12 protein-coding genes are annotated in these 10805 nt (G+C 54.9%); 5 read left to right on the forward strand and 7 right to left on the reverse strand.

Annotated elements, in window-relative coordinates; genetic code table 11:
• The coding region (locus AC221Y_RS14195; protein WP_486707573.1) for a metal ABC transporter ATP-binding protein at positions 1–630 on the reverse strand (630 nt) is incomplete at its 3' end.
• On the reverse strand, positions 627–1106 hold the full coding sequence (locus tag AC221Y_RS14200; protein WP_299755546.1) for a transcriptional repressor: 480 nt from the start codon (positions 1104–1106) through the stop codon (positions 627–629). The genes AC221Y_RS14195 and AC221Y_RS14200, both read right to left, overlap by 4 nt.
• A 97-nt stretch (positions 1107–1203) precedes the next feature.
• On the opposite strand from AC221Y_RS14200, the gene AC221Y_RS14205 reads away from it, so the two are divergent.
• The 5 genes from AC221Y_RS14205 (at position 1204) to AC221Y_RS14225 (ending at position 5033) form a co-directional block, all read left to right on the forward strand.
• Positions 1204–2130, forward strand: coding sequence for a zinc ABC transporter substrate-binding protein (locus AC221Y_RS14205; protein WP_486707574.1), 927 nt, complete (start codon positions 1204–1206; stop codon positions 2128–2130).
• Positions 2131–2239: 109 nt separating this feature from the next.
• A complete protein-coding gene (locus tag AC221Y_RS14210) occupies positions 2240–2911 on the forward strand; it encodes a GntR family transcriptional regulator (RefSeq protein WP_486707575.1) in 672 nt (223 codons plus the stop codon).
• A 32-nt stretch (positions 2912–2943) separates the two neighbouring features.
• Positions 2944–4044 carry an isocitrate/isopropylmalate dehydrogenase family protein gene (locus AC221Y_RS14215; RefSeq protein WP_299755539.1) on the forward strand — a complete coding sequence of 367 codons (1101 nt, stop codon included), beginning with the start codon at positions 2944–2946 and terminating at the stop codon, positions 4042–4044.
• A 39-nt stretch (positions 4045–4083) separates the two neighbouring features.
• Entirely contained in the window at positions 4084–4722 is a 639-nt protein-coding gene (otnC, locus tag AC221Y_RS14220; protein WP_299755537.1) for a 3-oxo-tetronate 4-phosphate decarboxylase, read from the forward strand.
• A gap of 11 nt (positions 4723–4733) precedes the next feature.
• On the forward strand, positions 4734–5033 hold the full coding sequence (locus AC221Y_RS14225; protein ID WP_299755535.1) for a putative quinol monooxygenase: 300 nt from the start codon (positions 4734–4736) through the stop codon (positions 5031–5033).
• Positions 5034–5269: 236 nt separating this feature from the next.
• On the opposite strand, the gene AC221Y_RS14230 is transcribed toward AC221Y_RS14225, so the two are convergent.
• From AC221Y_RS14230 to AC221Y_RS14250, 5 genes are all read right to left on the reverse strand, one after another.
• Positions 5270–6865 (reverse strand): ABC transporter ATP-binding protein, encoded by a 1596-nt coding sequence (locus tag AC221Y_RS14230; protein WP_299755533.1) that lies wholly within the window; start codon positions 6863–6865, stop codon positions 5270–5272.
• A complete protein-coding gene (locus AC221Y_RS14235) occupies positions 6862–7683 on the reverse strand; it encodes an ABC transporter permease (protein WP_299755530.1) in 822 nt (273 codons plus the stop codon). The genes AC221Y_RS14230 and AC221Y_RS14235 overlap by 4 nt, the downstream gene beginning before the upstream one ends.
• A complete protein-coding gene (locus AC221Y_RS14240; protein ID WP_486707576.1) occupies positions 7680–8627 on the reverse strand; it encodes an ABC transporter permease in 948 nt (315 codons plus the stop codon). Before AC221Y_RS14240 ends, AC221Y_RS14235 begins: the two co-directional genes overlap by 4 nt.
• Positions 8628–8692: 65 nt before the next feature.
• The gene (locus AC221Y_RS14245; protein ID WP_486707577.1) at positions 8693–10165 is read right to left on the reverse strand and encodes an ABC transporter substrate-binding protein; all 1473 of its coding nucleotides are present in this window, start codon (positions 10163–10165) and stop codon (positions 8693–8695) included.
• A partial coding sequence (locus tag AC221Y_RS14250) for a M20/M25/M40 family metallo-hydrolase (RefSeq protein WP_486707578.1) occupies positions 10162–10805 on the reverse strand: 644 nt, incomplete at its 5' end. The genes AC221Y_RS14250 and AC221Y_RS14245, both read right to left, overlap by 4 nt.

The raw sequence follows: 10805 nt of genomic DNA on the forward strand, positions 1-10805 counted from the left end.
CGCGCTCGCCACATGGGCCGGATGACCCTCGCAACAGATATGACCATTGAGGCAAACGACCCGATCCGAAGAGGCCATGACGACATGCAGCTCGTGACTGACCATCAGGACTGCACAGCCAACGTCGTCGCGAATGTCGGCAATCAATTGGTAAAACGCAGCAGAGCCTCGCTGATCTAGGCCTTGCGTCGCTTCATCGAGGATTAGAAGCTCCGGTTTTCCTAAAAGCGCCCGTGCAAGAAGCACTCTTTGAAGCTGTCCGCCCGACAAATCTGACATCTGCTTTCCGGAAAGCCCGTCAGCCCCGGCAAGGGCGAGCACCCGGTCTGCTTCATCGGACGCCACTTTCACTGGCAGCGACAGAAAGCGGCGGACAGTGACGGGAAGGGTCGGGTCGATGTGCAACTTTTGCGGAACGTAGCCGATTTTCAAGCCGGGCCGCACATTGAGCGTTCCGCTTTCCGGTGAGATGGCGCCTATGATTGTGCGCAATAGGGTTGATTTTCCAGAGCCGTTCGGACCGACAATTGTAACAATCTCGCCGGGCTCAATCGACAGCGCAACATGCGCAAGGACGATCTGACCATCAAGTCGGACGGACAAATCCTTGGTCTGAAAAAGGGGGCTCATGGGCCTGTAACCTGACATTCCGGGCAAAGGCCTTCGACCTCGACAACTGCGCGTTCGATCTGAAACCCTGCTGCCTTTGCCGTGCGACCAATGGCACTTCGTTTCGGTTCGGCATCTGTTTCGGCCACCGCATCGCAGCTTCGGCAAATGAGAAAAGCTGGTGTGTGATCCCTCCCGGAATGCCCACACGCCACAAAGGCGTTAAGCTTTTCAATTTTATGGGCAAATCCGTTTTCCACCAGGAAATCGAGTGCCCTGTAGGCGATGGGGGGTTGCGAGCCCAGACCCTCGCCGCGCAGCATGTCGAGAATGTCGTACGCACCGAGCGCCCGATGGTCTGCAAGCAGGATTTCGAGAACACGGCGCCGCACTGGCGTGAACTGAAGGCCAGCATCGCGGCATGCGGTGTCTGCCCGACCAACTGCGTCAGAAATACAAGCTGAGTGGTCGTGAGGTTCAAACCCGAGGGGAGGCATTGTTGGTTTCCAGTGTCATCAAAGTAGTGGGTTGATATGTTATAAGATAACATTTATCAAGTCGGCCGTTCAGATGCTTTTGAGAGGTGTATTGAAGATGCGGACGACCCGAATTGCGGTTTTTGCTTTGACCCTCTGGCTGCCATCGTTTGCACGGGCTGACACGCCACAAGTGATCGCGGACATCGCGCCTGTTCACTCGCTGGTGGCACAGATTATGGATGGCGTTGGCACGCCCGAGCTTTTGCTACCAGCGACGGCATCACCGCATGACTATGCGTTGCGCCCATCTGACGCGCGCCGCCTGCAAAACGCTGATGCCGTGTTTTGGGTGGGGGACGCTTTGACCCCGTGGCTGAAAGCAACACTTGAGACACTCGCGGCAGATGCTGAGCGTGTTTCGCTGCTGGAAGCCGAGGGGACGCTGATGCTGGAGTTTAGAGAGGGAGCCGTTTTTGCAGAAGAACCGTCTGATGGGACGGATGCGCACGATCATGATCGGCACAGTCACTTAGGCACTGATCCCCATGCCTGGCTTGACCCATTGAATGCGAGGGTTTGGTTGTCGGCAATTGCAGCGGAATTATCACGGATCGATCCCGACAACGCAGCAATCTATCAGAGCAATATGGTGGAATCGCAAAAGCAAATGGACTTGCTTTTGGATCAACTGAACCAAGACTTAGAGCCCGCGCGCGCGGCACGGTTCGTTGTTTTGCATGATGGCTACCGTTACTTCGAGGACCGGTTTGGTGTCCGTGCGCTAGGGGCTATCTCCCAAAGCGATGCCGCGGCGCCAAGTGCCGCGCGGGTCAAGGATATTCGGCAGGCGATGGAAGACGCGGAGGTCTCGTGCCTTTTTACTGAAATCCAGCTGAATTCGCCGCTTTTGACATCCATCGCGTCCGAAACTGACGTCAAAGTTGTGGCGCTTGATCCCTTGGGCGGCCAGCTTGTGCCAGGCGGGGAACTCTACGATAAGCTCATGGAAAATATGGTGAAATCTTTCCTTTCGTGTCTGTGAATGGAGCGAAAAAGCGCTTCAGAGCGCAAGGTATACCTTAATGTATACATAAAAGTATTTGACGGACGCGACCTTTGTATTTTAGAACTCTCAGCAACAGGGGGCTCAAATGCAGTTGCAGAAAGTCCGAAGCCGCACAGACGATGCCTATCTGCGTCTAAAAGACGATATCCGCGCCAATCGAATGGCGCCTGGATATCTTGAGCCAGAGCCTGAGCTTGCGTCGCGGTTGGGCATGAGCCGCACGCCAGTGCACGAGGCCCTGATCCGTCTACAGGCAGAAGGTCTGATCGAAATGGTCCCGCGCCGAGGTGCGCGTGTCTTGCCAATCCGCGTTGAGGATATGAAAGAGATTTACGAGATCTTGAACGCGCTTGAGCCGGAAGCAGCAGCGCACCTCGCTGCACGCAATCCTGGCGAGAAAGAAATCGCGCCTCTTGATGCTGCGACGGCGGATATGAGCGTTGCGCTTGAGCGGGGCGACCTTGATGCATGGGCAGCGGCAGACGACAGGTTTCACCAGACGCTGTTGCGGCTTCACGGCAACCAAAGGCTCGCGGCATTTGTGGGGGCGCTCTATGACCAAGCCCACCGTGCGAGGATGGTCACGCTTCGATTGCGTGAACCTCCAATTGTCTCGACGGCGGAACACCGGGTGATCCTGGAGTTCCTGCGTCGCGGCGATGCCGCCGGGACGCGAAATGCGTTCCGCCTGCACCGGGAACGGACTTCGACCGAATTGATCGCCATTCTTGAAAATTATCGGTTGCCCCAGCTTTAGGGAACGGGCCAAACAAAACGGGAGCGCCGCAAATGAACCGGCAAACAACAATTGCACTCATCAAAGGTGACGGGATCGGCGTGGATGTGACCGACGCGGCAATGGCCGTTGTGGATGCGGCTATTACCAAGGCGGGCGGAGAGACGCTTCACTACGCACCGATCCTAGCTGGCGCAGGCTATTACCAGCAAACAGGTCTTGATATCGAGCCTGATGGCGAGGAAAGGGCGGGGGACGCGGACGCGATCCTATTGGGCGCAATCGGCTTGCCGTCAATCCGACGCCCCGACGGCACTGAGATTGCGCCCCACTTGCGATTGCGGGATCGGTATGGGCTTTATGCAGGCGTGCGCCCGGTCAAAGCGTACCCGAACGCTCCGCAGCGATTAGCAGATCCCCGTGCGGCCGGGATCGATCTGATTATCTTGCGGGAATCCACGGAGGGATTGTTTTACTCGGCCGCAGTCCATGGGCGCGGCGAAGTAATCGGCGATAGCGAAGCCCGAGATATCTTGCGCATCACACGCCCAACGACAGAGAAACTCCATAACTTTGCATTTCGTTTGGCTGCGCGCCGCAAAGAGCGTGGCGGGATGGGCAAAGTGACTTGCGTAGATAAAGCCAATGTTTTCAATTCCATGGCGTTTTTCCGAAAGATATTTGATGAAATCGCACCAAACTATCCAGATATTGCGCATGACTACGCCTACGTCGATGCGCAGGCTTTAAATATGATCCGACAGCCTTGGGATAGTGACGTTCTGGTGATGGAAAACATGTTCGGAGACATTCTTTCTGATCTTGGCGGTGGGCTTGTTGGGGGCATGGGAATGGCTGCCTGCGCCGAAATTGGTGATAATCACGGGTTGTTCCAACCTGCCCACGGCACTGCGCCCGACATCATGGGGCAGGACAAGGCAAATCCATTGGCGGCAATTTTAAGCGGGGCGTTAATGCTGGAATACCTTTCTGAAAAGACTGGCTCTGACGCCTACGCAATCGCATCGCGTGCGGTCGATAGTGCTGTAGAGGCAGGGTTTGCCGCAAATCGTATCCGTCCGATGGAGTTTGGCGGCGATATGGGCACAATTGCAGTGACGAATGAGGTTTTGGCGCAGATCGACAGCGTCTAGTTGGCGCGCTAAGATATTGGAAATAGATGGAAAGCCTCAATGACTGAAAGCCAGACCCGAGATCAAATCGCGGAAATGGGCCGCTCCCTTTTTGATCGGGGACTGACCTTTGGGTCGACGGGAAACATTAGCGTCCGTCTCGACGATGGATGGCTGATGACGCCGACTGGATCAAGTCTTGGAAATCTCGATCCCTCTCGAATTGCCAAGCTGGATTTGACTGGCAAACACGTCGATGGAGATGCGCCGACGAAAGAGGCCTTTCTTCACACAACAATGTACGAATGTCGTCCCAACGCCGGGGCAATTGTTCACTTGCACTCAACACATTCGGTGGCGGCAAGTTGTCTGCACGACATTGATCCGACCAATGTGCTGCCACCGCTCACTGCATACTACGTGATGCGGGTCGGTGTCTTGCCGTTGATCCCGTATTTTCCGCCCGGCGATCTTGATCTGGCGCGGGCCGTCAGAGAGATGGCTTCAGATCACCACGCAGTGCTTTTGGCCAATCATGGCCCCGTCGTTGCAGGCATTTCTCTGGAAGATGCTGTGTATGCAACAGAAGAGCTTGAAGAGACGGCTAAGCTTTTTCTCTCGCTACAGGGCATGAAGACCCGACCCCTAAACGAAGATCAGGTTGCAGAGCTGCGACGTCGCTTTCCAACGAAAAGCTAAGGAACAATAAAATGTACGCTGTTTGTGTCACTTTTCGTATTCGCCCAAGCGCGATGGAGCGGTTTTTGCCCAGAATGCACCAGCAAGCGCGCGATAGTCTTACCAATGAAGGCGGGTGTCATAGGTTCGATGTGTGCACAGATCCTGCTGACCCGAATTCTGTTTTTCTCTATGAGCTCTACGAGGACAGGAGTGCTTTCGACCTTCACAACGAAAGCGCGCATTTTAGATCTTTCGCAGCCGACGTCGCTGAATTCACCGCCGGCAAAGACGTATCGACTTTTGAAAACGTCGCAATCGGAGTTGCCTAGAAAAGCTGACGCGAAAAGTTTCTGCATCGTCCACGACGGCGACTATTCCAGGAGCGTTCCAAACCCCACCCCCACAGAGCCATATCAAAATCAACGCCGCCGTTGTCGCTCCCATATCGACAATGCCAGTGGGAAATTGCCATTCTGATCCTCTGCTTGCTGAGCTGCGGCCCGGGCGGGGCATGCGAGCGCAGTATCTCCAGAGGCCGCTGCAAGTGGTTTGGAAATGCAAATGCCTAGTGATTGGCGTTCTTTGGAAGAACTGGAGACGCGTCGATTAGCGACCGTGTGTATGGATGCTGAGGCGCGCTGAAAACTTGTTCAGTTTTTCCTTCTTCGACGATTCTACCGTCCCGCATCACCAAAACACGGTCCGTTATTGATCTGACGACTGACAGATCATGCGAAATGAACAGATATGTTAGGCCGTAACTGTTCGCCAATTCCGCCAATAAATCCAGGATCTGAGCTCTGATTGATACATCGAGAGCCGATGTCGCTTCGTCAAGCAGGATAAGTTCTGGCTGGGTGATCAAAGCCCGCGCAATCGCGATGCGCTGGCGCTGACCCCCGGAAAACTCATGTATGTACTTGAATTGATCTTCCGGGCTTAGGCCGACGGCGCGAAGCGCCCCAACGACGGCCTCATTCTTTTCGTCGCTGGAAGGCGGTTCTTCATACAAATGAAACGGTTCGCTTATCAGCCTGTCGACCCTGTGCCGGGGATTGAACGATCCGTAGGGGTCCTGAAAGACCGCCTGCATCCGGCGCCGTATCTTTCGATCGACGTGTCTGCCTCCAGCGATAGGCATCCCATCCAGATACATCTCCCCACCCTGCACCGTCTCAAGTCCCAGTATCGCCCGCGTAAGTGTTGATTTGCCGCAACCGCTTTCCCCAACAAGACCAAGGCTTTCGCCTTTGAAGATATCAAAACTCACATGATCGACCGCCCGAAAGTATTGCGGCGCAGCAAACAAAGCAGTGCGCGGCAGCCGATAGTCCCGCACCAAATTTGTCACCGACAACAAGCGGGCCGTACTGCGCGGTGGCGTGCGATCCGGGACATGCTCGGAGGCGGCGTAAAGCGCACGGGTATAGGGATGTCGTAGCTGTTGAAATACGGCTGTTGCGACGCCACTTTCCACAATCTCACCGTTTTTCATAATGACGATGTCATCCGCCATTCCGGCCACAACGGCGAGATCGTGACTGACAAGCATTAAACCCATCTGGTCTTCTGTGACGAGCCGCTTGAGAAGCTCCAGTACTTCTGCCTGCGTTGTTACATCCAGTGCGGTGGTTGGCTCGTCCGCAATCAGAAGTTTTGGACGCAGTGCAATTGCAAGAGCGATGACCACACGCTGTCTTTGGCCTCCGGACAATTCATGCGGATAAAGTGTCAGAGGAAACTGTTCAGCTGGAAGTTCGCACCGTTCCAATGTGGTTTGAGCGCGAACCTGGGCGCCCGCGCGAGTTGTCGAGGGTTCGTGTATCAAAATCGCTTCAGCGACTTGGTCACCAATAGTTTTCAATGGGTTGAGAGCCGTCGCGGGCTCCTGGAAGACGATGGATACGTCATTTCCACGCATTTTGCACAAGTCGTCCTCGCTGGCGGCAAGCATGTCGAACCCCAGCACTCGAAGGTGCCCGGTTGCTTTTGATCCCGACGGCAGAAGCTGCATTATTGCAAAAGCAGTCATCGATTTGCCTGACCCGCTTTCGCCGATCACGCCCAAAATACGGCCTTGCTTCAGCGACAGGGAGATATCCTTTAGGATTGGCGATCCGTTTATTGAAAGCGAAAGGCCCTCTATTTCAAGAAGCGTCATGTCCGCCCTCGCCGCAGGCGGGGATCGAAGACGTCTCGAAAGCCGTCGCCAAGAAGATTTAGCCCCAACACGGTAAAGACGATCGCAAGCCCGGGGGCGAGGGCGAGATGAGGTGCGAGACTGATCATCGTTTGGCTGTCAGCCAACATGCGGCCCCAACTGGGCGTGGGGGGCTGTGCGCCGAGGCCAACATATGAAAGCGCGGCTTCTGCAAGAATAGCGAGAGAGAACTGGATCGTCCCCTGTACAATCAGCAGGCTCGATAAATTAGGAAGGATATGCTCGACAGATATTTGTGCGGAATTCTTCCCCGACACGCGTGCGGCGAGGATGAAATCACGCTTCCAAATGCTAAGTGCGGAACCGCGCGTTAACCTTGCAAAAACCGGCACGTTAAAAATCCCGATCGCAATGATTGCATTCAGAGCACTTGGTCCGAACGTCGCCGTGATTAAAATTGCGATCAGAAGCGATGGAAATGCGAAGACAAGATCATTCCCGCGGCCAATCAACTCGTCCAAGAGACTGCCTTTGCGCGCTGCAGCCGCTAGCCCAAGTGGAACACCCAGCCCCATCCCAATTCCAACGGCGACAAGCGCGACGGCAATCGACGTGCGGGCACCGATCATAACCATAGACAGGATATCGCGCCCAAAGTGATCCGTCCCCAGGAGGTGCGAGAAGGACGGCGTTTTCATCCGGTCTGCGATATTCAGCGCTTCAATGTCATAGGGAACCCAAAGGAATGAGATGAGAGCGGCAATCGTGAAAAACCCTGTTAGGGCTGCGCCAACGACCAGATTGCGGTTGGTCTTCATCCTTGACGCCTCAGCCGCGGATCGACCAGCACGTAGGCTATATCAACGGCGAAATTTACGACGATCACAGCGAAGACCAGCAGCATCACAACGCTCTCCACAACAATCAGGTCTCGTTGTGAAATCGCCTGGAAAACCAATCGACCTAGCCCAGGTAGGAAAAAAACGTTCTCGATAATGATCGCCCCGGCCAGGAGGAACGAAAACTGCAGGCCAATGATTGTCAGGACGGGGATCATTGCATTGCGTAACGCGTGGCGTTGGATGGCTTGTCGTCTGTTCAACCCTTTGGCGCGTGCGGTCCGCATGAAGTCTTCGTCCAGCGTATCTACGAGAGCCGAGCGCATCACGCGAGCCAAGATGGACGCCTGGGGTAGGGCAAGTGAGATCGCTGGCAAAGTCAGAGCCTTCAATCCAGTAAACAGGCCCTCGTCCCAGCCCGGAAACCCGCCGGCCGAGAACCATCGAAGGTTAATTGCAAAAACCAGCACCATCAGCATAGCAAACCAAAAGTTCGGGATGGCGACGCCAAGTTGGGTGAAGCCCATAACAATTGTGTCGGTCAAAGAGCCTCGCTTCGATGCGGCAAGAATGCCAACCGGGAAGGCAATTAGCGTCGAAAGCGCAAGCGCGATAAGGGCGAGCGGAAGTGATATCCAAAGCCGTTCCGCGATCATTTCAGAGATTGGCGTGCGGTAGGTATACGACGTGCCAAAATCACCGGTAACCATTCCGCTGACCCAACCGAAATAGCGCTCAAGAGGGCTGGTATCCAGTCCAAGCTCGGCGCGTAAGGCGGCAATCGTGTCGTCTTGCGCATTGATCCCTAGCATGGAGGCGGCAGGATCGCCCGGTATGATTTCGATCAACGCAAAAATAACGGCACTGGCAACGGTCAAGCTGATAAGCAACGATAAAAGTCGCGTCAGGATATAGCGCGCCATCTGTCTGGGCTTAGCTCAAAGCCCGCGCCGGCAGGCGAAGTTGCTGCCGGGGCGGGCCATTTTAATCAATTGCTCCAGCTGACAGCTGTGAGGTCAATCGCTTGTGTCGGCGCATCGGACCAGATGCCTTGAATGCCGGCTTTCACGACCGTTGGGACTGCCAATTGGAAGAGATATCCATTCACATAATCGTTCGAGATTATTGTCTGCGCCATGGCAATAAGTTCTGAGCGTTTTGCAGGATCAGTCTCGGCCGTCAGGTCCTTGATCAACGACTGGAAGTCGGCGTTGTCATACTGGAAGTAGTATTCAGGCCGCGCGTAGATACCGATGTCGAAAGGCTCGGTATGGCTGACAATCGTCAGGCCGAAGTCTTTGCCGCGAAACACCTGTTCAAGCCATTGGGCCCACTCAAGGTTGCTGATTTCGGTCTGAATACCCACAGCGCGTAACTGGGAGGCAATTATTTCGCCACCACGACGGGCGTAGGATGGCGGCGGCAATTTCAACGTTGTTGTGAACCCGTCAGGGTAACCCGCTTCGGTAAGCAATGACGTTGCAAGCTCGGGATCATACTGCGAATTACTCGTCAGATCGACGTAGTCTGGGTTGTGTGGCGCAAAGTGCGTCCCGATCGGAGTGCCAAGGCCGAACATGGCACCATCTATAATGGCTTGCCGGTCAATAGCGTGTGCAACTGCTTTGCGGACACGCACGTCGGTGAACGGTTCCATCAGATTGTTGATCGCCAGAATAGTCTCACCCTCTGATGATCCGACAAGCACCTCGAAGCGCGCATCTGCTTCGAACTGTGGCAAGTTCTCAGGTGCGGGATAGCTGTAAAATACATCGACATCTTCAGCCATCATGGCCGCAAACGCCGCAGTGGGATCTGAAATGAACTTGAAGGTCGCTGTCTCGAGATTGGCTGGCGTTCCCCAATAGTCCTCATTGCGAACTAACTCGATCTGGTCCCCCTGGACCCAGTTCGAGAATTTGAATGCGCCCGTTCCCACTGGGTTCGTCTTGATATTTTCGATGCTTTCGGAGGCGACGATCACGGCGTCGCCCCAAGCCATATTAAACAAAAAACTGCCATTGGCGGTCGAAAGCGTCACGCGCACAGTGGTTGGATCAACCGCTTCGACGCCTTCAATTTCGGCAAAGAGTGCCTTTTGCGCATTTGTGCTGTCTTCGGCGCGCGCTCGGTCAAGTGAGAACACAACGTCCTCTGCATCCATTGCCGTCCCGTCATGGAAAGCGACACCTTCGCGCAAGTTGAACGTGTACCTCAGGCCATCCTCCGAGATGTCCCAGCTTGCGGCGAGGCCTGGATTGACCGAGCCGTCAGGCCCAAAACGCGTCAAACCTTCGAAAACATTCGAATAAAGGACCTGATCAATCGCGCCTGCGGCAGCACTCGTCGGATCAAGGTGTGGTGGCTCCAGTTGCAGACCAACAATCAAGCCTGTGTCAGCCTGAGCCGTGCCCGCCAAAACCACCAGCGCAGCAGCGCTCGTCAATGCTTTGAATTTCATAACTTTTCTCCCTGTTCACCAGCGTCGGTTAAAAGATCAATCAAGCACAGGCCCATCACTTTCGCCGAGTCTAGCATATCGTCAACGCCGATGTATTCATCGGGCTTATGCGCAAGTTCCAGTAATCCCGGCCCATAGGCAATGCAGTTTTTAAGGCGCCCGATCCGATCAATGTGCTTTTGATCATAAGTGCCTGGGGAAACGACATACTCCGCATCCCGACCCAAGACACTTTTGATTGCTTTTGCGGTGCTTTGCACAATTGGTGCCGTCTTGTCGGTCATCGTTGGGATCACATGGTGCAAGTCGCGAATGTCGTATGAAAAAGTTTCCCGTTGCGATTTGACCCGTTCCAGAAGGGTGTGAATTTCCTGCTGAACGTCTTGGAAGTCTTCCTCGATCAGAAAGCGTCGATCAATGACCATGCGCGCACTGTCAGGCACGCAAGGCGAGGGAAAGCCGGTAAATTCGGGAGGGTTCTCGTCCTGTCCGCCGTGGAATGAATTGATATTGAGCGTCGATTGCCTGGCGCCTTCAGGAACCACCGGCATGTCGGTCGAGCGTGTGGCAAGTGCAGGGAAAAGGGAGGTTTCCATCTCGGTGAGGACGGCGCCCATATGCCGAACGGCGCAATCGCCCA

Source organism: Boseongicola sp., from assembly GCF_057460485.1.